A 25,974-nucleotide genomic window follows, 5' to 3' on the forward strand; every position below is an offset into this window, starting at 1 on the left:
TTGTAACAAACACATTTATTTTTTTAAGTTTTTTTTATAGGCTTAATAACTTGGTTAAGTTATTAAGGGCGCACGGCGAATGCCTTGGCACTAGGAGCCGAAGAAGGACGGCACTAACACCGATATGCTTCGGGGAGCTGTAAGTGAGCTTTGATCCGGAGATTTCCGAATGGGGGAACCCACTACGTTTAATCGCGTAGTATCTTGACGTGAATTCATAGCGTCTTGAAGGCAGACCCAGGGAACTGAAACATCTAAGTACCTGGAGGAAGAGAAAGAAAAATCGATTCCCTGAGTAGCGGCGAGCGAAACGGGAAGAGCCCAAACCAAGAGGCTTGCCTCTTGGGGTTGTAGAGACACTCTATACGGAGTTACAAAAGAACGAGTTAGATGAAGCGACTTGGAAAGGTCCGCCAGAGCAGGTAAAAAGCCCTGTAGTCGAAAGTTCGTTCTCTCCAGAGTGGATCCTGAGTACGGCGGAACACGTGAAATTCCGTCGGAATCCGGGAGGACCATCTCCCAAGGCTAAATACTACCTAGTGACCGATAGTGAACCAGTACCGTGAGGGAAAGGTGAAAAGCACCCCGGAAGGGGAGTGAAAGAGATCCTGAAACCGTGTGCCTACAAGTAGTTAGAGCCCGTTAATGGGTGATAGCGTGCCTTTTGTAGAATGAACCGGCGAGTTACGATTACGTGCGAGGTTAAGCTTTAGAAGGCGGAGCCGCAGCGAAAGCGAGTCTGAATAGGGCGAAATAGTACGTGGTCGTAGACCCAGAAACCAGGTGATCTACCCATGTCCAGGGTGAAGGTGAGGTAACACTTACTGGAGGCCCGAACCCACGCACGTTGAAAAGTGCGGGGATGAGGTGTGGGTAGCGGAGAAATTCCAATCGAACCTGGAGATAGCTGGTTCTCTCCGAAATAGCTTTGAGGGCTAGCCTCGTGATGAGAATACTGGAGGTAGAGCACTGTTTGGACTAGGGGGCCATCCCGGTTTACCGAATTCAGACAAACTCCGAATGCCAGATATTTATACACGGGAGTCAGACTGCGAGTGATAAGATCCGTAGTCAAAAGGGAAACAGCCCAGACCACCAGCTAAGGTCCCAAAGTAATCGTTAAGTGGAAAAGGATGTGGCGTTGCACAGACAACCAGGATGTTGGCTTAGAAGCAGCCATCATTTAAAGAGTGCGTAATAGCTCACTGGTCGAGTGACGCTGCGCCGAAAAATGTATCGGGGCTAAACGATTCACCGAAGCTGTGGATTGACATCTATGATGTCAGTGGTAGGAGAGCGTTCTAAGTGCGTTGAAGTCAGACCGGAAGGACTGGTGGAGCGCTTAGAAGTGAGAATGCCGGTATGAGTAGCGAAAAGACGGGTGAGAATCCCGTCCACCGTATGACTAAGGTTTCCTGAGGAAGGCTCGTCCGCTCAGGGTTAGTCGGGACCTAAGCCGAGGCCGATAGGCGTAGGCGATGGACAACAGGTTGATATTCCTGTACCACCTCCTCACCGTTTGAGAAATGGGGGACGCAGTAGGATAGGGATAAGCGCGCCGTTGGTTGTGCGCGTCCAAGCAGTAAGGCGTGTGTGTAGGCAAATCCGCACACTATAACGTTGAGCTGTGATGGCGAGTCCGTATGGACGAAGTTCCTGATTTCACACTGCCAAGAAAAAGCCTCTATCGAGGTGAGAGGTGCCCGTACCGCAAACCGACACAGGTAGTCGAGGAGAGAATCCTAAGGTGTGCGAGAGAACTCTCGTTAAGGAACTCGGCAAAAATGACCCCGTAACTTCGGGAGAAGGGGTGCTCTTGAGCGTGCAAGCGCATGAGAGCCGCAGTGAATAGGCCCAGGCGACTGTTTAGCAAAAAAACACAGGTCTCTGCAAAACCGTAAGGTGACGTATAGGGGCTGACGCCTGCCCGGTGCTGGAAGGTTAAGAGGAGTGGTTAGCGCAAGCGAAGCTGCGAGTGAAGCCCCAGTAAACGGCGGCCGTAACTATAACGGTCCTAAGGTAGCGAAATTCCTTGTCGGGTAAGTTCCGACCCGCACGAAAAGGCGTAACGATCTGGGCACTGTCTCAACGAGAGACTCGGTGAAATTATAGTACCTGTGAAGATGCAGGTTACCCGCGACAGGACGGAAAGACCCCGTGGAGCTTTACTGTAGCCTGATATTGAATTTTTGGTACAACTTGTACAGGATAGGTAGGAGCCAGAGATCTCGGAGCGCCAGCTTCGAAGGAGGCGTCGGTGGGATACTACCCTGGTTGTATTGAAATTCTAACCCATGCCCCTTTAGCGGGGCAGGAGACAGTGTCAGGCGGACAGTTTGACTGGGGCGGTCGCCTCCTAAAAGGTAACGGAGGCGCCCAAAGGTTCCCTCAGAATGGTTGGAAATCATTCGTAGAGTGTAAAGGCACAAGGGAGCTTGACTGCGAGACCTACAAGTCGAGCAGGGTCGAAAAGACAGGGCTTAGTGATCCGGTGGTTCCGCATGGAAGGGCCATCGCTCAACGGATAAAAGCTACCCCGGGGATAACAGGCTTATCTCCCCCAAGAGTCCACATCGACGGGGAGGTTTGGCACCTCGATGTCGGCTCATCGCATCCTGGGGCTGTAGTCGGTCCCAAGGGTTGGGCTGTTCGCCCATTAAAGCGGTACGCGAGCTGGGTTCAGAACGTCGTGAGACAGTTCGGTCCCTATCCGTCGTGGGCGTAGGAAATTTGAGAGGAGCTGTCCTTAGTACGAGAGGACCGGGATGGACACACCGCTGGTGTACCAGTTGTCTTGCCAAAGGCATCGCTGGGTAGCTATGTGTGGACGGGATAAGTGCTGAAAGCATCTAAGCATGAAGCCCCCTCAAGATGAGATTTCCCATTACGCAAGTAAGTAAGATCCCTCAAAGACGATGAGGTAGATAGGTTCGAGGTGGAAGTGTGGTGACACATGGAGCTGACGAATACTAATCGATCGAGGACTTAACCAAAATGTTTGAAACATTCAATGCACCGTTTATCCAGTTTTGAAAGAACAAAACCTTTCATTTTAGGGTTTCAAGATACGACGTATATTGAAAGCCAAAGAGAGCTTCAAGACACAAGTAGTACAAGGAAGCAAACGAGTGAATGAGGGAGCGTACCTCTGTACGTGACCGATTGAACGAGAGAAGCTGACGCAGTAATACGCCGTGTATTGGAGGTCGTCAATAGTCTAGTGATGATGGCAAAGAGGTCACACCCGTTCCCATACCGAACACGGAAGTTAAGCTCTTTAGCGCCGATGGTAGTTGGGGGCTTCCCCCTGTGAGAGTAGGACGTCGCTAGGCAAAAAGTAGCCACTGAGAAATCAGTGGTTTTTTTGTTTTAATTAAACTCAGTAATAAACCCTTGAAAAATGTTAGAATTTAATTGATATAAATTAACAAATAAGGGGTGTATTGAAGTGGCAACAGGATTATATAGTGAAAATATCCAAATTGAACGAGCCAGGCTACAGGAGTTTATTCAAAATAAAGAGCAATGGGCTGTACTAATACCTGGTTATTTACATCATGAATTTCCAAATGAGCAAAATATGATTTGGGTATTTCAAGGGGATTTTGGCATTATCCAAAAAGCTGTAAAGGTTGAGCTTAAGGGCAAGGAGTCAAATCCTAATCAAGTTTTGTTTGATTTGGTAGGCTTATCAGATCCGATAAATGGTGATGGTTATTTTGAAATTACACAAAATCAAGACGGTACATGTCAGTTAGCAGGCAATTTAACAATGAAGGCAAGCGGTTTCTTAGCGGGGATGATGAATCCAATTTTAGAAAAGTTTGTACCGCAATTAGTAGAAAAGCTAGTACAAGAGATGGCGGTAAAGGCTAGTATCTAGTATGTTAGTAGAGAAACTGGCGTTAAGTACATTTTAGAATAGTTTTTACTAAAAAGAGTAGAAGGTCATTGCTATTAGATGCAATGATCTTTTTGTATTTATCACCAAAAGTTTGGGCTGATATTTTATTAAAACGTTAATAAGTCGGAACTGAAATCACCCTTACGTTATTTGTACGTATTACCTGGAATAACTTGACAGCACCTTTTATAAAGTTTAAATTTGAGTATATACTCAAATTTAAAAACGGTGGTGAAAAAGTTTGATATCAAAGAAGGATAAAATTTTGGAAGCTTCATTAGAGCTTTTTACTAAAAAGGGTTATACTGCAACGACTACTAAAGAAATAGCATTAAAGAGCGGAGTAGCAGAGGGGCTTATATTTTATTATTTTAAAGATAAAAATGAACTTCTTAATTATCTTATTCGTGAATTTTCATTTATGGGCTCACTACAAAATGAGATAAAAGAGCTTTCAAAAATGGAGCCCTATCCAGCTTTAATTAAATTTGGTCAATTATATGCCAATTTTTTATCATGTAATAAAAGCTTTTTAACTTTTATTTGGTCCCCCGAAATAGTCCAGAACACAAATGTTAGTAAGGATATTGTGGATTTTATAAATACAATGGGTGAACAAGTCAGTTCATTTTTAATAAGAACTTCTTCATGTACTGTTGAAAAAAAGACAATAGAAACAGCAGCTTCAATGTTTCTTTCAACAATATTAACGCATGTTTTAGTTGAAGAAAGAAAGACAGATAAAATGCCAATTGAAAATAATGATTATATTGAAGAGATAGCAATGTTTGTTTTAAAAGGAATGCAAAATTCCCATTAAGTAAATTTTTTTGGCTCATCACCAAAAGTTGTGGATGACATTTGTTAAAACGTGTGCAATTTATAGAAGTCGATTTGGTGAGGAGCTATTTTTTTTTGAGAAACATTTGAGTAATTACTCAATATAATTTAAAAAGGAGGAATCATTATGGAACAATGGGTAGGTATTCAAACACTTATTTGGCTATTCCCTATTATGTTTATTCTTCATGATTTTGAAGAAATTATTATGGTTGAAAAGTGGCTAAATAAGAATTCTACTATTTTGTACGAAAGATTGCCGGAAAAAATTGCTGATAGAGTTATGAAACAGTTCTCGATGTCGACAGCGCAGTTTGCGGTAGCAGTAATCGTAATATTCATGTTTGTAAGTAGTTCCACTTTTTTAGCCAATCAATATGTGAATCAAGGGCCATTTGGAGATATATACTTTTTCACTATGGTTACGCTAATCTACTTTCTACATGCGTTCACACACCTTGCACAATCTGTTTTTCTTCGTTCCATTACACCCGGTGCACTCACATCTTTAATAATCGTCATTCCATACAGTTTAATTTTGTATCGTTCGTTATTAGTCAATGAAGTTATAACGTGGAATATTATATTTGTATGCTTACCATTTTGTCTTTTATTGATCCCGGTTGCATTACTAGCACATTGGATCGGTAAAAAGGTTATCTGAATTTCACTTTATTTATATCCATTCAGCAAATGTTTTTGTAACGTAAGTGTTATAATTAACTAAGAATATAACGGAAATGGGTGTTTTGTTTTGCAAAAGAAAAAGCCGATTGTAGAAGGATTAGAACGCTTTCGACAACAACAAAATATTTCCTTTCATGTACCAGGGCATAAGCATGGAGAACTGTCCCATCTTCCTCAAGCCTTTAAAGATGTAATGCGCTACGATGTGACTGAATTATCAGGTCTTGATGACTTACATCACCCTGAGGAAATGATAGTAGAAGCAGAAAACTTATTGGCAGATACATATGGGGCGATGAAAAGCTTCTTTTTAGTAGGTGGATCTACGGTTGGAAATTTAGCGATGATTTATGCCACATGTAAAAAAGGAGATACGATTATTGTCCAACGGAATGCACATAAGTCTATATTTCATGCAATTGAGCTTGTTGGAGCAAAGCCTGTATTTGTTTCGCCGCTATGGGATGAACGAACATTAACTGCAACACATGTTTCTTATAGAGATTTAAAAGAAGCTGTTGATTATTATCCAGAGGCTCGTGCTGTAGTTTTAACATACCCTACGTATTACGGTATGACGTCTAAAGAAATACAGCAGCAGATTGCGTATTGTCATGAAAAAGGTATTCCTGTTTTAGTGGATGAAGCGCATGGAGCCCATTTTAGTGCGTGTACCTTATTTCGACCATCAGCATTGACGTTTGGTGCAGATGTAGTAGTACAGTCTGCACATAAAACATTGCCTGCTATGACAATGGCATCCTTTATGCATGTTAATTCAGATTTAATCGATGTCGACAAAATAAATCACTATTTACGTATGCTACAATCTAGTAGCCCATCCTATCTTTTATTAGCTTCTTTAGATGACGCACGCTATTATATACAGACATATATGGAGAGTGATGGTGCATATATAATAGAAAAAAGGAATCAATGGATAAAGGCACTACGGGCTATTGGCTCTTTGGAAGTTATCGAAGTAGATGATCCTATAAAATTATTGCTTCGCGTTGATGGCTATAGCGGCTTTCAATTACAAAAGGCATTAGAAGCAAAACACGTCTATGCAGAACTAGCAGATGCCAATCAAGTATTGCTTGTGCTACCTTTGTTGAAACATGGGCATCACTATCCATTTGCAGAAATACGTGTCTGTATTAAGGATGCTATAACATTGTTGTTAAGTACACCAAAGGCAGAAATAATAACGGCTTCACAAACAGCCTATAATTTTGTGGCCATTACGGAACCAGTCTATACATTTGATGAAATTGAAAAGTCGGACAAAGAATGGTTACCGTATATGCGAACAATGGGACGTATCTCTGCAAGTATGATTATTCCTTATCCACCTGGCATTCCATTGCTTGTTCCAGGCGAAAAAATTACAGTGGCAAAGCTGAGTCAGCTTGAGGAGTTACTGGCTACTGGTGCAACGTTTCAAGGAAATCACCGTTTAGAAGAAAAAATGATTGAGGTCATTAAATAGTTGGAGGCAATAACAGCATGAATTGCAATTTATTTATTACATTTGAAGGTCCAGAGGGTGCTGGAAAAACAACAGTTATTCAAAAAATAGCTGAGCGACTTACACAAGAAAATATTGATGTATTAGCAACGAGAGAACCTGGTGGCATTGAGATTGCTGAAAAAATTAGAACGATTATTTTAAACCCTGCCCATACAGCTATGGATGAGCGTACAGAGGCATTACTGTACGCAGCGGCTAGAAGTCAGCATTATTTTGAAAAAGTACGACCTGCTTTGGATGCTGGTAAAATGGTTATTTGCGATCGCTTTATTGATTCATCATTAGCATACCAAGGATATGCACGTGGTATTGGCGTCGATGAAGTATTATCTATTAATGAGTTTGCAATCGGTAAGAAGTTACCTGATGTGACAATATTATTTGACCTTGCACCAGAGGTTGGCTTAGCACGTATTCATGCTCATGGAGAGCGAGAAGTAAATCGTTTAGATGTTGAAAGTTTAGCTTTTCATAAGAAGGTTCGAGAAGGGTATTTACAGCTAGTGGAGCGTTACCCTGAACGTATACATGTCGTGAATGCAGACCAAAATATTGAGCGTGTTGTTGAAGATGTATGGTCATTATTATATGAAGCAATGCAGTAAAAGCATGAAGTTGTTTATCACATTGTGATATAATGGTAACATCTATTATTTTATTTAACAGGCATTATAATGCTTATTGAATAAAATTAAAAATAGATGCCACTGTTTTGAAGTAATGAAAATCTATTTAGGTGAATTTTATAAAAGGGGTGAGTGCGAATGAAGTTAGTCGTAGCTGTAGTGCAAGATCAAGATAGCAACCGCTTATCGAATGCTTTAACGAAAAATCAGTTTCGCGCAACTAAATTAGCGAGCACAGGAGGATTTTTACGCTCTGGAAATACGACGTTTCTTATAGGGACGGAAGACTCTCTCATACCCAAAGTTTTAGATATTATTCGTGATAATTGTCGAGCACGAGAACAAATGGTTGCACCTGTTTCACCATTAGGCGGGAATGCAGATTCCTATATACCTTATCCTGTGGAGGTAGAAGTAGGAGGAGCGACTGTTTTTGTATTACCGATTGAACAGTTTCACCATTTTTAAATCATTACGTTTAAGTAAACACATTATAAATTAGCTTTTGTGTATTTGATATAGAAAGCAAGTGGGGGCGAAAACAGCTTGAAGATCAATCAAGATATACGTGTCGGGTTAAATACTAATCGCAAAGAGCCACTGCATAACAATAATCAAAATAACCGATTTGGAGATATGGTCGTCAAGCAAGGCACCAAACTGCAAACTGAACAACTTACACGATTGCTAGGGGATATTTCTACAGCAGGTGACCGTGTTGCAAGATCACGTAATTTACGAGAACTAGCTCGTTTTAAAATGCTTGTTAAACGATTTCTACAAGAAACAGTAGAGCATGGTATGGAGTTAAAGCAATCACATACATGGAATCGTTTTGGTGAAGGAAGACGCTTAAAAATTATCGAAACCATTGATATTCGCCTTGTGGAGCTTACGCAAGATATTTTAGATGAAGAAAAGGAAGCAATCGACCTTCTTGATAAAATCGGTGAGATTAAAGGCTTATTAATTAATTTATATATGTAAAACCCGTGTCTCGTTCTCTTGTAGGCGCGGGCTTTTTTCAAATATCATTCAGCAGTCAGGTCAAGAAATGACTTGCTGAGTAACACGTAACTAATCTATCTGCTCTAGAACTGCAGATATTTCTGTACTAAAAGTGAGCAATAGGAAACAATTATGCTATGAGTGTAATTGATATAGGAAGGAATTTTAATATATGGCCAAGAATGTTGAAGAGCTATTCACACTACAACCAGTCGTAATGAAGCAGCTTCAAACGATTTTTGACAAAAAAAGATTAGCACATGCATACATTTTTGATGGCGAAAAAGGGACAGGCAAAGTAGATATTATGCAGTTTTTTGTCAAATTAATGCTATGTGAGCAACCAAATCAAAATGTTCCATGTGAAACATGTCGAAATTGCAGACGTGTTGATTCGGGTAATCATCCAAATATTCATCAAATTTATCCAGAAGGTCAATTTATAAAAATTGATCAAATACGTGAATTAATTGCAGAGATGAAGATGATGGGTATTGAAGAGGGACGTAAGATTTATGTACTTCATCATGCAGACCGTCTCAATATTGCGTCTGCAAACATGATACTTAAATTTTTAGAGGAACCTGATGGTGAGGTAACTGCGATTTTGCTAACGGAGCAGATGCAGTCAGTATTACCAACGATTCGCTCACGCTGTCAGCATATTAAATTTCAAAAAATGCCTCGACATATGTTGTTAAAGCATTTGCAGGATAACGACATTTCTTACTCGATGGCTTCTACAGTGAGCATGATGACGAACGAGCTCGAAACAGCTATATTTTTAGCAAATGATGAGCAGTTTGCACATGCTCGAAAAACAGTGTTAAAATTAGTAGAGGCAATTCGTCAGAATGTACATGAAGCAATGCTTGTTGTGCATGAAGAATGGTTGCCACTGTTTAAAGAAAAAGGCGAGATGGAGCAGGCATTGGATTTACTACTATTTGCTTACCGTGATATAGTGTCAATAAAAGCTAATCCCGAAGCAGCTTGTACTTATCCAGACATGTTACAGACATTTAAAGAAGCTGCGTTACATTCGACTTATGAACGCCTATCTAGTCAAATGGAGTCTATTTTACAGGCACGCGCATCTTTACAGCGTAACATGAATAGGACGTTAATGATGGAGCAGCTAATGCTAAATCTGCAGGAGGGATATACATTTGTATAATGTAGTGGGAGTCCGCTTTAAAAAAGCGGGTAAAATATATTATTTTGATCCAGCATCATATCTACTAGAGAACAGTCAATATGTCATTGTAGAGACAGCTCGCGGTGTAGAATATGGTAAAGTAGTTGTCCCTCAAAAGGTTGTTGGGGATAATGATGTTGTATTACCACTTAAACAAGTACTACGACCAGCGGATGAACGTGATCGTATTCAAGTAGAGGAAAATGCTGCCGAATCGAAGCGCGCATTTGAACTAGCAAGTACTAAAATCATTGAGCATAATCTAGAAATGAAGCTCGTTGATGTTGAATATACATTTGATCGTAATAAAATCATCTTTTATTTTACGGCTGAAGGACGCGTCGATTTCAGAGATCTTGTAAAAGATTTAGCTTCGGTTTTTAGAACACGTATCGAACTTCGTCAAATTGGTGTACGTGATGAGGCGAAGTTATTAGGTGGTATTGGTCCATGTGGCCGGATGCTTTGCTGCTCAACGTTTTTAGGCGATTTTGAGCCAGTTTCTATTAAAATGGCTAAAGATCAAAATTTATCTTTAAATCCATCAAAAATTTCTGGTCTCTGCGGCCGTTTAATGTGCTGCTTGAAGTATGAAAATGATGAATATGAGGAAGCAAAAGAGGGCATGCCAGACATTGGTGACATAGCGATGACACCAGATGGTCGTGGTAAAGTTGTAGGTTTAAATGTACTAGAAAGACTCATTCAAGTATATTTACAAGAGCAGGAGCGCTCAGTCGAGTATACACTAGAAGAACTGCTAGCATGCGAAAAAAATCTTATATAAGATAGAGAATTGAACGAGGTGGCTTGGGTGAAGGACCGTAATTTCTTAGATACCGTTATGGAGTTCGAACAACAGCTCGAAGCAATGCAGGACCAATTTGGTGCATTGAAACAATTTGTAGCGTTAATGATGGAGGAACATAAGGCACTCGAAACAGAAAATCATCACCTTCGTACACGTCTAGAAGAACTACTTTCTAATGAAAACTCCGTACAGGCTGCTGATGAGAAGAAAGAGAGTCCATTAGATATTGGCGAGGGCTATGATAACCTAGCACGTCTATACCAGGAAGGCTTCCATGTTTGTCATGTTCATTTCGGAAGCTCACGTAAAGGTGAAGATTGTCTGTTTTGTCTATCATTTTTAAATAAACAAAATGTGTAATAGAAGGCTGATTCCCACTATGGTGGTGTCAGTCTTTTGTTTTGTATAGTAGGAGGAAGAATCATGGAAGATTGGTTAAAGGGTGACGAACGCTTAGACTATTTATTGGCTGAGAATTTACGTATTATTCAAAGTCCCTCTGTCTTTTCGTTTTCATTGGATGCGGTGCTACTTTCGAAATTTGTCAATGTCCCATATTATAAAGGGGAAATTGTTGATTTATGCTCAGGTAACGGTGTAATCCCGCTTTTTTTAAGTGCCAGAACAAAGGGGCATATTACAGGAGTAGAAATTCAACCGCGCTTATTTGATATGGCTGAGCGAAGTATCCGTTACAATAAGTTAGAAGAGCAAATTGATATGATTCTTGGTGATGTCAAGGAAATTCCTAAGCAACTTGGTTTCGAAAAATATGATGCTGTAACCTGTAATCCACCATATTTTTTAGCACATGAAGCCAGTGATAAAAATTTAAGTGAGCATTACGCTATTGCACGTCATGAACTATATTTAACGTTAGAGGAAGCGGTCCAATCAGCAAGTAAATTATTAAAGCAAGGTGGAAAAGCAGCTTTTGTTCATCGTCCAGGTCGATTATTAGATATTGTTACGGCAATGCGTGCGAATCGATTAGAGCCTAAACGTATGCAGCTTATTTACCCGAAAGAAGGTAAGGAAGCCAATACACTATTAATAGAAGGAATTAAAGACGGTAAACCTGATTTAAAAATATTGCCGCCCCTGTATGTTTATAATGCGAATAATGAATATACAGCGGAAGTGAGAGAAATCCTTTATGGAAAAGAACAATAACCATTATTTTTATGTGTTAGAATGTGCGGATCAATCTTTTTACGCAGGCTACACGAATAATGTAGACAGACGTGTCGCTGTACATAATACTGGTAAGGGAGCAAAATATACGAGAGCACGAGGTCCAGTGGAATGTATTTATGTAGAGGAATTTGATACAAAGCAAGAGGCGATGCGTGCAGAATATGCTTTTAAACAGCTAACACGAACGCAAAAAATGAAATATATAGGGAGGGATGAGTCATGAAATCTCAGAAAAGTACAATGCATGATCATACAGGTTGTTTATATCTAGTTGCAACACCTATTGGCAACCTAGAGGATATGAGTGTGCGTGCGCTACGTATTTTAAAGGAAGCAGATATTATTGCTGCCGAGGATACGCGTAATACAAAGAAGCTATGCAACTACTTTGATATAGCAACACCACTTATAAGCTATCATGAACATAATTTAGCGGTGGGAGGGGAGAAGCTGTTAGCCTTCTTACGTGAAGGAAAAACAGTTGCATTAGTTAGTGATGCCGGTTTACCTTGTATTTCTGATCCTGGTGCAGATATAGTCGAAAAAGCAATTGAGCAAAACTTTCCAGTTGTGCCGGTACCAGGTCCCAATGCAGCAATATCAGCATTAATCGCTTCTGGATTAACACCGCAGCCATTTTTCTTTTATGGATTTTTAAATCGAGGAAAAAAAGAACGTCGACAGCAATTAGAGCAACTGAAAAAACGTCAGGAAACCATTTTGTTTTATGAGGCACCTCATCGTTTAAAGGAAACTTTAAAAGATATGGAAGCTATTCTTGGTCATCGTCGAATTGTATTAGCACGCGAGTTAACTAAAAAATTCGAAGAGTTTTTACGTGGTACATTGGCTGAAGCAGTGGAATGGTCACAAACAGAGGAAATTCGTGGAGAATTTTGTATTGTCCTTGAAGGAAATGAGAATGCCGAGGAAGAAAATAGTGAAGAAGCTTATTGGATGACAATGTCTATAATCGAACATGTCGATTATATTATTGATCATACAGGCGTTACATCAAAAGAAGCTATAAAGGAAGTAGCAAAACTACGTCAAGTAGCGAAGCGAGAAGTTTATAATGAATACCATAGTTAATGTAAAGAAAGAGGTTGCCTTAATAGGGCACCTCTTTTTTGTATATCTAAATAGGTAATTATAAAATGGCTCCTCACCGTAACGTGGGTTGATTTCCGTTCCGACTGGGCGCTTTGTTGCTGACGCTTCGCTTTCGCACAGATAAAACAATTGTAGCTGACGCTTCGCTTTCGCACAGAGCAAAGCTTCCTGAGGGCGTCCGATGAGCCGCTTCACTCGCGTAGCTCGCTCCAGGGTCTCATCTGTGACGCTGATCCCCAAGGAGTCGCCCAGTCGGAACGAAGATCAACTTATATACAAGGCTTACGTTTTAACAAATGTCACGCCCAACTTTTGGTGATGAGCATATAAACCATTTAAATTGATAATAATTGTAAAAAATAGTACCCTTAGTTATGAAAGGTCTGACATGGACATTATAAGGGACTTAAGAATTGGTTATATTATATTTTATCCCGTATTATTAGAGTTTCTCTTTATAAAAATAAAACACCTAAATCGCTGTTCTCAATTTAGGTGTGTAACAAATTATTTTTTTAAGTTAGATTGGATTTCTTTCACTAACATTTCTGCGCCTTCAGGACTTAAAATTAATTTGCCTCCAACTAGACGGAAGTTATCATCAGAAACTTCACCAGTTACAGCACATGTCATGTTAGGCATATATTTTTTTAAGATGATTTTGTCATCATCCACATAGATTTCTAAAGCGTCTTTTTCTGCAATACCTAAAGTACGGCGTAGTTCGATTGGAATTACTACACGACCTAATTCATCGACTTTACGAACGATTCCTGTTGATTTCATAATTATTTTTCCTCCTAATGTTAAAAGTTATATTGGTGTTTCGTCAAATTTCGACATAATTTCCTTGTCTGATAGTTATCATACCAAGTAATGCCATAAACGTCAATTAATTAATACACTAATATTATTGTTTTTAAAAAAATTTTTGAGGAGAAAACAGATATTTTGGTTTTTTTAAAAGGTTTTTATTATATATTTTAATTTATAGTAAAAAAGCTTCTTATTTAAGACATTAAATGGATTGATTATATCATTCGACATTTTTCGCCGTACGAGAAACTTTCAATCAATTATACCTCGGCATAATTGCGTTCGGAATCGGCTTTGTGCTTGCACACCTGCTGAAAGAAGTTGAAACGAATTTCGTACTTCGTTAGAATAGATAGTATACTGTGAAACAATGGAGGCAGTTCTTGTGAACGAACAAAATAAAACATTCTATATAACAACCCCTATTTACTACCCAAGTGGGAAATTTCATATTGGTACTGCGTATACAACTGTAGCATCGGATACAATTGCACGTTATAAACGTTTACGTGGCTATGATGTACGTTTTCTAACTGGGATGGATGAGCACGGACAAAAAATTCAAGAAAAAGCTGCAGAAGCGGGCAAGCATCCTCAAGATTACGTGAATGAAATTGCAGATGCTGCGAAAAAACTTTGGGCATTAATGGACATTTCATACGATGACTTTATTCAAACAACGCAAGAGCGTCATACGAAAGCTGTCGAAAAGATTTTCCAAAAGTTTTTAGATAATGGTGATATTTATAAAGGTGAGTATGAAGGTTGGTACTGTACACCATGTGAATCATTCTTTACTGAGACACAATTAGTAGATGGTAACTGTCCAGACTGTGGTCGTCCGGTACACAAAGTTAAAGAGGAATCTTACTTCTTTAATATGAAGAAATACGCAGATCGTCTATTAGCTTATTATGAAGAAAACCTTGAATTCATTGAGCCGGAATCTCGAAAAAATGAAATGATTAACAACTTTATTAAACCAGGGCTAGAAGATTTATCGGTATCAAGAACATCATTTGATTGGGGCATTAAAGTTCCAGGAGACCCTAAACATGTAATTTATGTATGGGTAGATGCTTTAACTAACTATATTACATCTTTAGGTTATCTTTCAGAGGATGAAACATTATTCAATAAATATTGGCCGGCAGATGTACATGTAGTTGGAAAAGACATCGTTCGCTTCCATACTATTTATTGGCCAATTTTCTTAATGGCACTAGATTTACCACTTCCTAAAAAAGTGTTTGCACATGGTTTCATAATGATGAAGGACGGTAAGATGTCTAAATCAAAGGGCAATGTTATTTATCCTGAAATGTTAATAGAACGTTATGGCTTAGATGCGACACGATACTTCCTATTGCGCGAGCTACCATTTGGCTCTGATGGTGTATTTTCGCCAGAATCTTTTGTAGAACGTACAAACTTTGACTTAGCAAACGATTTAGGAAATTTATTGAATCGTACAATATCAATGATTAATAAATATTTCGACGGCAATATTCCAACTGAAAATCTTCATTCGACAGAGTTTGATGCAGCTTTAAAAGAGCAGGCAAAATCGGTACGTATTAAATATGAAGAAAGTATGGAAAAAATGCAATTTAGTGTCGTATTAGCCGACTTATGGACGCTTGTATCGAGAACAAATAAATATATAGATGAAACTCAACCGTGGGTCCTAGCAAAAGAGGAATCAGATAAGCCAAAATTAGGCGCTGTTATGCGAAATTTGGCGGAAAGTTTACACCAAATTGCTGTCATGTTACAACCATTTATGACATCTACGCCTAAACGAATTATTGAACAATTAGGCTTGGATGACAAATTCTTAGCATGGGAAACAATTGAAACATTCGGCAATACTATTCCAGCAAACATTAAAGTGGTAGAAAAAGGTATACCGATTTTCCCACGTTTAGAAAGTGAAGTAGAAATTGCATATATTCGTGAAGAAATGCGTGGTTCAGTGAAAACTTCACAAGAAAAAGAATCAAAAGTTGAGCAAAAAACTGCGGAAATTCCAGAAATTCCTGAAATTGCTATCGATGATTTCATGAAAATTGATTTACGTGTTGCAACGGTAACAGCATGTGAATCTATCCCTAAAGCAGACAAGCTATTAAAGCTACAGGTTGATCTTGGATATGAGCAACGACAAGTAGTTTCGGGTATTGCAAAGTTCTATTCGCCAGATGAGTTAGTTGGTCAAAAAGTGATTGTAGTCGCAAACTTAAAACCAGTTAAATTACGCGGTGAATTATCGCAAGGGATGATATTAGCTGGTGAAAAAGATGGAATTTTAAAATTAGCATCAGTTGATCCAAAACTAGAAAAACGGTGCAAAAGTAAAGTAAAAGATTTTAGTAAGGCCTGTTGAATGCAAAAAGTTCAGCAGGCTTTTAAAATTCGTTTAAAAAATGAGCATTTTATTATCTTGAAATAATTTATGTGTGGTAATTAATAAGTTTTTTTAGGCATATAGTAACAGATGTGGTGCCTGAGGTTAAGGGGAATGTCACAATACTAAATTGTTTGTAACAAATTTGTAATGCTTATGCAAAATATGAAATAATAATTTTTAATAAAATCTAAGTTAGGAGAATGACGATGTTCATTGATACACATGTACACTTAAACGCAGATCAGTATGAAGAAGACTTACAAGAGGTTATAGATAGAGCTCTTGAAGCGAAAGTAGAAACGATGGTTGTTGTTGGTTTCGACCGCAAAACCATTGAAAAAACAATGCAATTGGTGGAACAATATGATTTTGTTTATGGTGTCATAGGCTGGCACCCAGTAGACGCCATTGATTGTACACAAGAGGATTTAAACTGGATTGAGGAATTAGCAGCACATCCAAAAATAGTTGGTATTGGTGAAACTGGGTTGGACTACTATTGGGATAAATCCCCGAAGGATGTTCAACAAGCACTTTTCCGCAAGCAAATCCATTTAGCGCAAAAGGTGAATTTACCAATCATTATTCATAACAGGGATGCAACAGGAGATGTTGTACAAATTTTACGTGAAGAAAATGCAGCTTCCGTGGGAGGTGTTATGCATTGTTATAGTGGCAGTGTGGAAACAGCACGTGAATGTATTGCTATGAATTTTATGATTAGTCTTGGTGGGCCCGTGACATTTAAAAATGCACGTATGCCGAAGGAAGTGGCGAAAGAAATACCTTTAGAGCATTTGATGATTGAAACAGATGCGCCGTATTTAGCGCCCCATCCATATCGAGGAAAGCGTAATGAGCCAGCTTTAGTGCCATTAGTTGCAGAAGAAATTGCGCGTTTAAAAGGATTAACGATTGAGGAAATTGCACAGGTAACGACAGCCAATGCGAAAAAATTTTTTAGGATTGACGTTTAACTAGCTGAGATGCCTCCAATGCTGGATTTGTGGTTGGCTAAAAAGGCAATGTCAATTTTCTTAGAAATACATTCGGGTTGACAGTGCCAAATCTAGTCCGTATAATCCAACTTTGTATTAAGGAGGCGTTTTTTCATGTCAAATAATTCCATGAAAAACTTGTTCTTAGGATCATTGAGGAGTAAGCAAACAGTGATAAGAATCATTTCACTTGTCCTGTTTGTATCTGTAATTTCATTCGTACTTTATCAAGGTACTAAAAAAACCGTAACGCTTGATGCGAACGGAGAAGCAATCGAAGTAACAACACATGCCAAAACTGTAGAACAATTATTACAAGATGAAAATATAGACGTAGCAGAGCATGACAAAATATCACCCTCTCTGAACACCAAAATTGCTAATGGATTAGCAATTTCATGGGAACAGGCAAAAGAAGTATCTATTTCAGTTGATGGAAATCAGTCAAAAGTTTGGACAACTGAAACACTAGTGAAAGACATTTTGAAAGAAGCGAATATCGAAGTATCAGAGCATGACTCTTTAGGTCAAGGTCTAGATACAGAAATAGGAGCAGACGACAAAATCGATATTCAAAAAGCGTTTCAAGTATCGCTTGTCGATGGCGTAAATGAAAGACAAGTATGGTCCACTTCGACTACGGTCGCTAACTTTTTAAAACAACAAGGAATTCAACTTAATGAATTTGATCGTGTCGAGAATAACCTGAAGGACGTAATCACTCCGGAGAGTAAGATCGCAGTAGTTCGCGTAGAAAAGGTTATCGATGTAGTGGAAGACTCTTTAGATTTCGCAGTTGAGAAGAAGCAGGATGCTTCATTGCAAAAGGGAAAACAAAAAGTTGTAACAGCAGGCCAACAAGGTTTAATGACTAAAACGTATGAAATTGTTAAAGAGAACGGCCAAGTTGTAGCTAAAAATCTACAATCTAAAAATGTTGTAAAAGAACCGCAGGCGCAGGTGGTTGCAGTAGGTACTAAAGCTGTAGTCGCAACTGTAGCTAGTGCATCGACTCCATCGACTGTATCACGTGGTTCAACAGAGCCAACTAGCGGTAAAGAATTTTATGTAACGGCAACAGCCTATACACCTTATTGTAATGGCTGCTCGGGTACATCTGCCACTGGTATTAATTTGCGCTCAGGCTCTGGATTAAAAGTAATCGCAGTAGACCCATCTGTTATTAAACTTGGCTCAAAAGTTTGGGTTGAAGGCTATGGAACAGCTATAGCAGGGGATACTGGTGGTGCAATTAAGGGTAATAAGATCGACATACTTGTACAAACTGAAGCTCAAGCTAGTAATTGGGGAGTTAAGAAAGTGCGTATAAAAGTATTAAATTAAAAAAATTGTTAAATTAATCAAAATGTTTTTCACTAACTATGAGCTTTCCTGTTTTGACTGGCGGGAAAGCTTTTTTTATCTTTTTCCAGTAATTTTTATATTCTTGAGAATGAACTATAACTATATCTACATAAGGTAAGCAGTAGCGCCAATGGACAGTCTCCGCGGAAGTGAGGTGCCGACAATACCAAAGCCGAGGGAGAATGTTATATAAGAAAGTGAATAGCCGTGTATTTCTGTACAATCGTACAGTGCAGTTGTAAAATGGTCTGAAGATAAGGTAGAAAAGAGGAGCCTTCTTGGAAATAAAAGAAATCATTATAGTTGAAGGAAAAGATGATACAACAGCTATTAAGAGAGCTGTACAAGCAGATACATTAGAAACAAATGGATCGGCTATTTCAGAGGAGACATTGAAGCGAATTCAACATGCACAGGATAAAAGAGGTGTTATTGTTTTTACTGATCCAGATTATCCAGGACGTCGGATTCGTGCCATTATCGAGGAGCATGTAAAAGGTGTGAAGCACGCTTTTTTACCAAAGGCTAAAACAATTGCGAAAAACGGTAAAGGACTAGGCATTGAGCATGCAGCAGATGAGGATATACGAGAAGCGTTACGACATGTCTATACCCCAAGAAATGTTGAACCAATCACTGATGACATTACTCTCGATGATTTAATGATGGCACGTTTAATTGGTCATCCACAGTCGAAAATTCGACGTGATCACCTTGGAGAGATTTTGAATATTGGTGCAACAAACGGTAAACAACTTCATAAAAGATTGAAAATGTTTCAAATCACAGAAAAGCAATTTGGTGCGGCAGTCGCACAGTTAGATCAGGAGGAAAACGATGCATAAGGATATTGCAACACCAATTAGAACACAGGAAATTTTAAAAAAATATGGATTTTCATTTAAAAAAAGCTTAGGTCAGAATTTTTTAATCGATCCGAACATTTTACGAAATATTGTTAGTCATGCAAATTTAACTGAAAATAGTGGTGCAATCGAAGTTGGTCCTGGCATTGGAGCGTTAACAGAGCATTTAGCGAGAAGTGCAAAAAAGGTTGTATCTTTTGAAATTGATCAGCGATTATTACCTGTATTAGAAGATACACTTAGCCCATATAATAATGTTACTATAGTACATTCAGACATTTTAAAGGCGGATGTTGCCAAGATCATTAAGGAAGAGATGCCAGGTATTGAGGATATTATGGTCGTAGCGAATTTACCTTATTATGTGACGACACCGATTTTGATGAAATTGCTCAATGATCGTTTGCCAATTCGCGGATTTGTTGTCATGATGCAAAAGGAGGTAGCAGATCGCATTACGGCTAAACCTGGAACGAAGGAGTACGGTTCTTTATCAATTGCGATTCAATATTATGTAAAGGCTGATATCGCCATGACGGTACCGAAAACTGTTTTTATGCCGCAGCCAAATGTGGATTCTGCAGTTATCCGTCTTATTAAACATGATGAACCTCCAGTAAAAGTGATTGATGAGGATTTTTTATTTGTCGTTACACGTGCGTCGTTTGTACAACGACGAAAAACAATCTTCAATAATTTACAATCAGGTTTACCAAATGGTAAGGCACATAAAGAGAAAATTATGGATGCATTAACAGCAGTAAATATTGAACCAACTCGTCGTGGAGAGACGCTTACCATTCAAGAATTTGGAAAATTAGCCGATGCATTACACCCGACATTTGCAAAGTAAAAATTTTTTGTTAACTTTTTTTGAGTATACGTAAAAAAATATGTTGTTTTTATGAAAAATAAGTTGACAACATTTATTAGAGGCTGATAAAATATTATATTTTGTTGACATTTTTAGGCGAATCGCTTATACTGATAAATAGTGAGGTGTAAGCGAAAATGCCAAAAACTTTAGCGGACATTAAAAAGTCGTTGGATTGTCATTTGGGTAAACGTTTGCAGTTAAGAGCAAACGGTGGTCGCAAGAAAACGGTCGAGTGTGCAGGGGTATTGCGTGAGACATATCGCGCTATCTTTGTGGTTGAGCTTGATCAAGAAGACAATACGTGCAAGCGCGTATCGTATAGCTACACAGATATTTTAACTGAAGCAGTAGAGATTACATTTTTAGACGAAGCAAAGGCTGCTGTCGCAAAATAGTTTCTAGTACTTATTTCTATATTTTGAAACACTCATGTATGTTAAAAACTACATGAGTGTTTTGCGTTTTCTGGGACATACTAAAATCGTCAGTTGTTAAAGGAGGAGTTTATATGCCTAGAAAAGGTATCATGTCACCTCGTTTAAAAGAAGAGATCGCTAAAGAACTTGGATTTTATGATGTTGTGCAACGAGAAGGCTGGGGCGGCATTAAAGCTCGAGACGCCGGTAACATGGTTAAACGTGCCATCGAAATGGCTGAAAGAGCAAGTAGTGAGCAAGAGCATAATAAGTAGACTATTTTTGTTAAAATAGACCACTTATAAAAGATAACTTCATTTCAATAGGGATGAAAAACTCCTGTTGACACAACAATACAACTGACGAGAGAGAACCGTTACACCAAACAGGGGTATACGGTTCTTTTTTTCCATTTTCGCTTTCCCATTATGGTAAAATAAAATGAATAATCTTGTGAAAGATATGGCTGTTGATACGTGTAGCTATAAGGGAGGAAGAAAGATGCTTTATGTAAAGGCGCCTGCAAAAATAAATTTAACATTAGATGTGCTTTATAAAAGACCAGATAATTATCACGAAGTAGAGATGGTCATGACGACTGTTGATTTAGCTGATCGTATTAGTCTGGAATCTCGAGAAGATGGTGTAATTGAAATAATTTCAACTGATAATTTTGTGCCAAATGATCACCGTAATTTTGCTTATCAGGCAGCGCGTCTAGTTAAAGATACATACGGCATTGGACAAGGTGTATCCATTACTATAGAAAAGGAAATACCAATTGCAGCAGGTCTAGCAGGCGGAAGTAGCGATGCGGCTGCTACACTAAAGGGTTTAAATGAGCTGTGGAATTTAGGGTTATCTATAGATGAATTAGCCGAACTAGGCGCTAAAATTGGTTCAGATGTTTCATTTTGTGTCTATGGTGGCACAGCATTAGCAACGGGGCGTGGAGAAAAAATTCAGGAATTGCCTGCACCACCGAACTGTTGGATAGTCTTAGCTAAGCCTAAAATAGGTGTCTCTACTGCAGAAGTGTATGGAGGATTAAAGGTTGAAGGGTTAGAACATCCAAATACGAAGCAAATGATTCATGCTATTGAAACGGAAGATTATGAGCTACTATGTGCATCATTAGGAAATGTTTTGGAAACTGTAACTTTTAAGCTACATCCAGAAGTAGTAATGTTAAAGGAACAGATGAAGCGCTTTGGAGCAGATGCAACATTAATGAGTGGAAGCGGTCCGACGGTGTTTGGTTTAGTGGATAGTGAAGCTCGAGTGAGTCGCATTTATAATGGTTTACGTGGTTTTTGCGAAGAAGTATATGCCGTTCGGATTTTAGGCGAGCGAAATACGCTTGCTTAAAACCGCAAATTTATGTTAATTTTACCTATAAATATTCGTGTTTAGGAGAGGGTCGCATGAAATGGAAGCGTAGTGAACGACTAGTTGATATGACGTACTATTTACTAGAACATCCACATCAGCTGATCCCGCTAACTTATTTTTCTGAACTATATCAATCTGCAAAGTCTTCCATTAGTGAAGATTTGACGATTGTAAAAGAAACTTTCGAAGAAAAAGGAATCGGGTTATTGATGACAGTACCGGGCGCTGCAGGAGGAGTTAAGTATATTCCTAAAATGTCCGAGTCTGAGGTCCGTTTAGTTATTCAGGATTTAAAGGCGGAGCTTGAGCATTCAGATCGTTTGTTACCAGGCGGTTATTTATTTATGACAGACTTACTCGGCAATCCAGATTTAATTAATCGAGTTGGCAAGGTGTTTGCATCCGCATTTGCTGACCAACAAATTGACGTCATAATGACTGTAGCAACAAAAGGGATTTCTATTGCCCACGCCATTGCAAGACATTTAAATGTACCAGTTGTTGTTGTCAGAAGAGATAGTAAGGTAACTGAAGGCTCTACAGTCAGCATCAACTATGTATCTGGTTCTTCCAGAAGGATTCAGACAATGGTATTATCAAAAAGAAGCATGAAGAGTGGACAACGAGTGCTTATTACTGACGACTTTATGAAGGTCGGAGGTACAATGAACGGCATGAAAAATCTTTTAGAGGAGTTTGACTGTCAGCTAGCAGGTATTGCGGTGCTTGTAGAGGCTGAGCATGCAGATGAAACTCTAGTAGATGATTATTATTCACTAGTGAAGCTTCATGAGGTTAATGAAAAAGACCGTACAATTGCATTAAGTGAAGGTAACTATTTTTCTAAAAGGGGAAATGACAAATGAAAGTAGTAGCAACAACAAATGCACCAGCAGCAATCGGACCATATTCACAGGGGATTATTGTAAACGGCATGTTTTATAGTTCAGGTCAAATTCCGCTAACAGCAGCTGGCGAATTAGTGGAAGGTGATATCACAGCTCAAACAAATCAAGTATTTGCTAATTTAAAAGCAGTTTTAGAAGCTGCTGGAACATCTTTAGATAATATAGTTAAAACAACTGTTTTTATGAAAGATATGAACGACTTTGTTGCAATGAATGAAGTATATGCTAGCCACTTTGGCGACCATAAACCAGCTCGTTCAGCAGTAGAGGTTGCACGTTTACCAAAGGATGTAAAAGTAGAGATTGAAGTTATTGCCATCGTTAAATAAGAAATTTAATAAGCCTGCTAGAAGAGAAATGATTTGTTCTTTTAGTGGGCTTTTTTTATTAATGTCAGAACAAGTTGATTGGGAAAATGTGGGTTTTTCATTGAGTGGTAAAAGGATTTTTTTGTTGATATTTTGCTAATGTATGCCCATTTTAACTGATTGTAGCGTAGGGCAACTCGACTCCCGCTCGCAGGAAAGCAAGTAGCCGTAGCGGAAATCATAGTCTTCTAATTAATTTGGATGGATAAAAAATGGTGAATCAACATACCTAATATCAGAACAACTGTCAAACAATTGTCAAAATTTACGTAAATTAGAGGAAATATTATACTAATAAGTATTCAAATTTTTTAGAAAATTTGATAGACTATAAAAAGGAAAATATTCGGTAATAAAGAATATTATATTTTCATTTAGACATCTAAGAAGAGAGGTGGTGAGAAAATGGAAGTTACTGATGTAAGATTACGTCGAGTACAGACGGATGGTCGCATGCGTGCGATTGCTTCCATTACACTCGACAATGAGTTTGTGGTTCACGATATTCGTGTGATCGATGGTAATACAGGTTTGTTCGTTGCTATGCCAAGTAAACGAACGCCGGACGGTGAATTTAGAGATATTGCGCATCCTATTAATTCAACGACTCGTAATAAAATTCAGGAGATTATTTTAAACGAGTACCATAATTCAAGCGAAGCAGAAGCGGCGGAAAAAACAGAAGAATTAGAAGGAATTGGCGTATAGTTACAAAGAAATAAATATTAATGCTCATCACCATAACGTGTGGTTGATTTCCGTTCCGACTGGGCGCTTTGTTGCTGTGCAAAAGCGAAGAGACAGCACAAACAGGATGTTGGTCCGAAGGCTTTATCACAGGTCGTGATGCTTTTAGCCTTCGTTCTTCTGCCGGCTCGCTCCAGGGTCTCATCTGTGAAGTTGTGATCCCCAAGGAGTCGCCCAGCCTCCAATCAACCTATATAAGTGGCATACGTTTAACAAATGTCATCCATAACTTTTAGTGATAATCCATATTAATGGTTGTTAATCACATTATTACACTTTTTGTATACATTGGGTGATAATAGATAATTAGAGCTCTTCTTAATTGGAGAGTTCTTTTTATTTTGAGAATAAGAGAAAAGGAGCAGTTTTAGGACATACATATTAACATTCGAGCATAAGGTGCATTTGATTTGGAAATTCATCTTTTTGTCAACTCAACATGCCTTGAAAATAGATGAATTTTGCTATATAGTCATAAGAGAAAATGAGCGTATTGGAGGACTTACAGATGAGCAACGTTTTTGCTGTCATTTTGGCTGCAGGTCAAGGTACACGTATGAAGTCCAAATTATATAAAGTGCTCCATCCAGTATGTGGGAAGCCAATGGTACAACATGTGGTGGATCACGTTCAAACGTTAGATGTGAATCGCATCGTAACGGTTGTAGGACACGGTGCAGAAAAGGTGAAACAACAGCTTGGCGATAAAAGCGAGTATGTTTTACAGGCTGAACAGTTAGGGACAGCTCATGCTGTACAACAGGCTGAGGCAATTTTAGGCAGCGAAGAAGGGACAACATTAGTTGTTTGTGGTGATACACCACTTATTCGCCCTGAAACGATGCAAGCTTTGTTCGAGCATCACCAAGCAAAGAATGCCAAGGCCACTATTTTAACAGCTATTGCTGAAAACCCAACAGGCTATGGTCGTATTTTACGTGGCGACAATGGACAAGTGGAGCAAATTGTTGAGCAAAAAGATGCTTCAGCAGAGCAGCGATTAGTTAAAGAAATTAATACGGGCACATACTGCTTCGATAATAAAGCGTTATTTGAGACATTAAAACTTGTGAAAAACGACAATGCACAGGGCGAGTATTATTTACCTGATGTGATTGAAATTTTACAAAAACAAGGCGATGTCGTTGAAGCATATGTAACGGAAGATTTTGAAGAAACACTTGGTGTCAATGATCGTGTTGCTCTATCACAAGCAGAGGCGCTAATGCGAACAAGAATTAATGAAAAGCATATGCGTAACGGTGTCACTATTATTAATCCAGAGGCAACATATATTAGCGTAGACGCAGTGATTGGCCGAGATACTGTTATTCAGCCAGGTTCTATGATTGAAGGTGCGACTGTTATTGGTGAAGATTGTATAATCGGGCCAAACACACAAGTCATAGATAGCCGTATCGGCGATCGAACAACTGTGCATTCTTCTGTTGTGCGTGAAAGCGCTATAGCGGAAGACACAGCTATTGGACCGTTTGCTAATATTCGACCACTTTCTGATATTGGTAGCCATGTGAAGATTGGTAACTTTGTAGAAGTGAAGAAAAGTAAACTAGGTAATGACACGAAAGTATCACACTTAAGCTATATAGGCGATGCTGAAATAGGAAGTAACGTCAATATTGGTTGTGGTTCCATTACAGTAAACTATGATGGGAAAAACAAGTTCCAAACAATTATTGAAGATGATGTATTTGTAGGATGTAATACTAACTTAGTAGCACCAGTAAAAGTTGGAAAAGGTTCATTTATTGCAGCAGGATCTACAATTACAAAAGAAGTTCCTGAGGATGCACTTGCAATTGCTCGTGCAAGACAAGAAAACAAACCGAATTATGTAAGCAAATTAAATTCAAAATAATTATCAACTAAACA

Annotated in this window: 26 protein-coding genes, 2 rRNA genes and 1 pseudogene; 27 read left to right on the forward strand and 2 right to left on the reverse strand. The window is 38.8% G+C overall.

Annotated elements, in window-relative coordinates:
- The first annotated feature begins 52 nt into the window (after nucleotides 1-52).
- The 15 genes from FJQ98_RS00225 (at nucleotide 53) to rsmI (ending at nucleotide 12,897) form a co-directional block, all read left to right on the forward strand.
- Nucleotides 53-2,993, forward strand: a 23S ribosomal RNA gene (locus FJQ98_RS00225).
- A 223-nt stretch (nucleotides 2,994-3,216) separates the two neighbouring features.
- A 5S ribosomal RNA gene (rrf, locus tag FJQ98_RS00230) occupies nucleotides 3,217-3,332 on the forward strand.
- A gap of 116 nt (nucleotides 3,333-3,448) precedes the next feature.
- Nucleotides 3,449-3,883, forward strand: a complete 435-nt coding sequence (locus tag FJQ98_RS00235) for an SRPBCC family protein (RefSeq protein ID WP_053594084.1) — start codon at nucleotides 3,449-3,451, stop codon at nucleotides 3,881-3,883.
- Between the two features lie 286 nt (nucleotides 3,884-4,169).
- Nucleotides 4,170-4,724: a TetR/AcrR family transcriptional regulator gene (locus FJQ98_RS00240; protein ID WP_053594085.1), complete on the forward strand. Its 555-nt coding sequence runs from the start codon at nucleotides 4,170-4,172 to the stop codon at nucleotides 4,722-4,724.
- A 147-nt stretch (nucleotides 4,725-4,871) separates the two neighbouring features.
- On the forward strand, nucleotides 4,872-5,408 hold the full coding sequence (locus FJQ98_RS00245) for an HXXEE domain-containing protein (protein ID WP_053594086.1): 537 nt from the start codon (nucleotides 4,872-4,874) through the stop codon (nucleotides 5,406-5,408).
- A gap of 90 nt (nucleotides 5,409-5,498) precedes the next feature.
- The gene (locus FJQ98_RS00250) at nucleotides 5,499-6,923 is read left to right on the forward strand and encodes an aminotransferase class I/II-fold pyridoxal phosphate-dependent enzyme (RefSeq protein WP_053594087.1); all 1,425 of its coding nucleotides are present in this window, start codon (nucleotides 5,499-5,501) and stop codon (nucleotides 6,921-6,923) included.
- Between the two features lie 17 nt (nucleotides 6,924-6,940).
- On the forward strand, nucleotides 6,941-7,570 hold the full coding sequence (gene tmk / locus FJQ98_RS00255) for a dTMP kinase (protein ID WP_053594088.1): 630 nt from the start codon (nucleotides 6,941-6,943) through the stop codon (nucleotides 7,568-7,570).
- Between the two features lie 159 nt (nucleotides 7,571-7,729).
- The gene (locus FJQ98_RS00260) at nucleotides 7,730-8,059 is read left to right on the forward strand and encodes a cyclic-di-AMP receptor (protein ID WP_053594089.1); all 330 of its coding nucleotides are present in this window, start codon (nucleotides 7,730-7,732) and stop codon (nucleotides 8,057-8,059) included.
- 78 nt (nucleotides 8,060-8,137) lie between these two features.
- A complete protein-coding gene (locus FJQ98_RS00265) occupies nucleotides 8,138-8,578 on the forward strand; it encodes a YaaR family protein (protein WP_053594090.1) in 441 nt (146 codons plus the stop codon).
- Between the two features lie 193 nt (nucleotides 8,579-8,771).
- Nucleotides 8,772-9,776, forward strand: coding sequence for a DNA polymerase III subunit delta' (holB, locus tag FJQ98_RS00270; RefSeq protein ID WP_053594091.1), 1,005 nt, complete (start codon nucleotides 8,772-8,774; stop codon nucleotides 9,774-9,776).
- Nucleotides 9,769-10,584 carry a PSP1 domain-containing protein gene (locus FJQ98_RS00275; protein WP_053594092.1) on the forward strand — a complete coding sequence of 272 codons (816 nt, stop codon included), beginning with the start codon at nucleotides 9,769-9,771 and terminating at the stop codon, nucleotides 10,582-10,584. Before holB ends, FJQ98_RS00275 begins: the two co-directional genes overlap by 8 nt.
- 27 nt (nucleotides 10,585-10,611) lie before the next feature.
- Nucleotides 10,612-10,968 (forward strand): DNA replication initiation control protein YabA, encoded by a 357-nt coding sequence (gene yabA / locus FJQ98_RS00280; protein WP_053594093.1) that lies wholly within the window; start codon nucleotides 10,612-10,614, stop codon nucleotides 10,966-10,968.
- 63 nt (nucleotides 10,969-11,031) lie between these two features.
- Nucleotides 11,032-11,781 (forward strand): tRNA1(Val) (adenine(37)-N6)-methyltransferase, encoded by a 750-nt coding sequence (locus FJQ98_RS00285; protein WP_053594094.1) that lies wholly within the window; start codon nucleotides 11,032-11,034, stop codon nucleotides 11,779-11,781.
- The gene (locus FJQ98_RS00290) at nucleotides 11,765-12,028 is read left to right on the forward strand and encodes a GIY-YIG nuclease family protein (RefSeq protein ID WP_053594095.1); all 264 of its coding nucleotides are present in this window, start codon (nucleotides 11,765-11,767) and stop codon (nucleotides 12,026-12,028) included. The genes FJQ98_RS00285 and FJQ98_RS00290 overlap by 17 nt, the downstream gene beginning before the upstream one ends.
- Nucleotides 12,025-12,897 carry a 16S rRNA (cytidine(1402)-2'-O)-methyltransferase gene (gene rsmI / locus FJQ98_RS00295; RefSeq protein ID WP_053594096.1) on the forward strand — a complete coding sequence of 291 codons (873 nt, stop codon included), beginning with the start codon at nucleotides 12,025-12,027 and terminating at the stop codon, nucleotides 12,895-12,897. Before FJQ98_RS00290 ends, rsmI begins: the two co-directional genes overlap by 4 nt.
- On the opposite strand, the gene FJQ98_RS00300 is transcribed toward rsmI, so the two are convergent.
- On the reverse strand, nucleotides 12,850-13,158 hold the full coding sequence (locus FJQ98_RS00300; RefSeq protein WP_143114700.1) for a hypothetical protein: 309 nt from the start codon (nucleotides 13,156-13,158) through the stop codon (nucleotides 12,850-12,852). The two genes, rsmI and FJQ98_RS00300, sit on opposite strands and share 48 nt — an antisense overlap.
- A gap of 267 nt (nucleotides 13,159-13,425) precedes the next feature.
- Nucleotides 13,426-13,704 (reverse strand): transition state genes transcriptional regulator AbrB, encoded by a 279-nt coding sequence (abrB, locus tag FJQ98_RS00305; RefSeq protein ID WP_004229214.1) that lies wholly within the window; start codon nucleotides 13,702-13,704, stop codon nucleotides 13,426-13,428.
- Nucleotides 13,705-14,104: 400 nt separating this feature from the next.
- Here abrB and metG point away from each other — a divergent pair.
- From metG to glmU, 12 genes and pseudogenes are all read left to right on the forward strand, one after another.
- Nucleotides 14,105-16,097: pseudogene (metG, locus tag FJQ98_RS00310) on the forward strand (methionine--tRNA ligase).
- Between the two features lie 253 nt (nucleotides 16,098-16,350).
- The gene (locus FJQ98_RS00315; RefSeq protein ID WP_053594098.1) at nucleotides 16,351-17,121 is read left to right on the forward strand and encodes a TatD family hydrolase; all 771 of its coding nucleotides are present in this window, start codon (nucleotides 16,351-16,353) and stop codon (nucleotides 17,119-17,121) included.
- A gap of 135 nt (nucleotides 17,122-17,256) precedes the next feature.
- Nucleotides 17,257-18,486 (forward strand): resuscitation-promoting factor, encoded by a 1,230-nt coding sequence (locus tag FJQ98_RS00320; protein WP_053594099.1) that lies wholly within the window; start codon nucleotides 17,257-17,259, stop codon nucleotides 18,484-18,486.
- A gap of 299 nt (nucleotides 18,487-18,785) precedes the next feature.
- The gene (gene rnmV, locus FJQ98_RS00325; RefSeq protein ID WP_053594100.1) at nucleotides 18,786-19,352 is read left to right on the forward strand and encodes a ribonuclease M5; all 567 of its coding nucleotides are present in this window, start codon (nucleotides 18,786-18,788) and stop codon (nucleotides 19,350-19,352) included.
- Nucleotides 19,345-20,226, forward strand: a complete 882-nt coding sequence (gene rsmA / locus FJQ98_RS00330; RefSeq protein ID WP_053594101.1) for a 16S rRNA (adenine(1518)-N(6)/adenine(1519)-N(6))-dimethyltransferase RsmA — start codon at nucleotides 19,345-19,347, stop codon at nucleotides 20,224-20,226. Before rnmV ends, rsmA begins: the two co-directional genes overlap by 8 nt.
- A 158-nt stretch (nucleotides 20,227-20,384) precedes the next feature.
- Nucleotides 20,385-20,645 carry a biofilm formation stimulator Veg gene (gene veg, locus FJQ98_RS00335; RefSeq protein ID WP_053594102.1) on the forward strand — a complete coding sequence of 87 codons (261 nt, stop codon included), beginning with the start codon at nucleotides 20,385-20,387 and terminating at the stop codon, nucleotides 20,643-20,645.
- A 113-nt stretch (nucleotides 20,646-20,758) separates the two neighbouring features.
- The gene (locus tag FJQ98_RS00340; RefSeq protein ID WP_053594103.1) at nucleotides 20,759-20,941 is read left to right on the forward strand and encodes a small, acid-soluble spore protein, alpha/beta type; all 183 of its coding nucleotides are present in this window, start codon (nucleotides 20,759-20,761) and stop codon (nucleotides 20,939-20,941) included.
- A gap of 226 nt (nucleotides 20,942-21,167) precedes the next feature.
- Entirely contained in the window at nucleotides 21,168-22,034 is an 867-nt protein-coding gene (gene ispE, locus FJQ98_RS00345; RefSeq protein WP_053594104.1) for a 4-(cytidine 5'-diphospho)-2-C-methyl-D-erythritol kinase, read from the forward strand.
- A gap of 56 nt (nucleotides 22,035-22,090) precedes the next feature.
- On the forward strand, nucleotides 22,091-22,924 hold the full coding sequence (purR, locus tag FJQ98_RS00350; protein ID WP_053594105.1) for a pur operon repressor: 834 nt from the start codon (nucleotides 22,091-22,093) through the stop codon (nucleotides 22,922-22,924).
- Nucleotides 22,921-23,295 carry a RidA family protein gene (locus FJQ98_RS00355; protein ID WP_053594106.1) on the forward strand — a complete coding sequence of 125 codons (375 nt, stop codon included), beginning with the start codon at nucleotides 22,921-22,923 and terminating at the stop codon, nucleotides 23,293-23,295. The genes purR and FJQ98_RS00355 overlap by 4 nt, the downstream gene beginning before the upstream one ends.
- Before the next feature lie 444 nt (nucleotides 23,296-23,739).
- On the forward strand, nucleotides 23,740-24,042 hold the full coding sequence (gene spoVG / locus FJQ98_RS00360) for a septation regulator SpoVG (protein ID WP_053594107.1): 303 nt from the start codon (nucleotides 23,740-23,742) through the stop codon (nucleotides 24,040-24,042).
- A gap of 547 nt (nucleotides 24,043-24,589) precedes the next feature.
- A complete protein-coding gene (gene glmU, locus FJQ98_RS00365) occupies nucleotides 24,590-25,960 on the forward strand; it encodes a bifunctional UDP-N-acetylglucosamine diphosphorylase/glucosamine-1-phosphate N-acetyltransferase GlmU (protein WP_053594108.1) in 1,371 nt (456 codons plus the stop codon).
- The last annotated feature ends 14 nt before the right edge of the window (nucleotides 25,961-25,974 follow it).

Origin of the sequence: Lysinibacillus agricola (assembly GCF_016638705.1) — a bacterium.
Taxonomy (GTDB): Bacteria; Bacillota; Bacilli; order Bacillales_A; family Planococcaceae; genus Lysinibacillus; species Lysinibacillus agricola.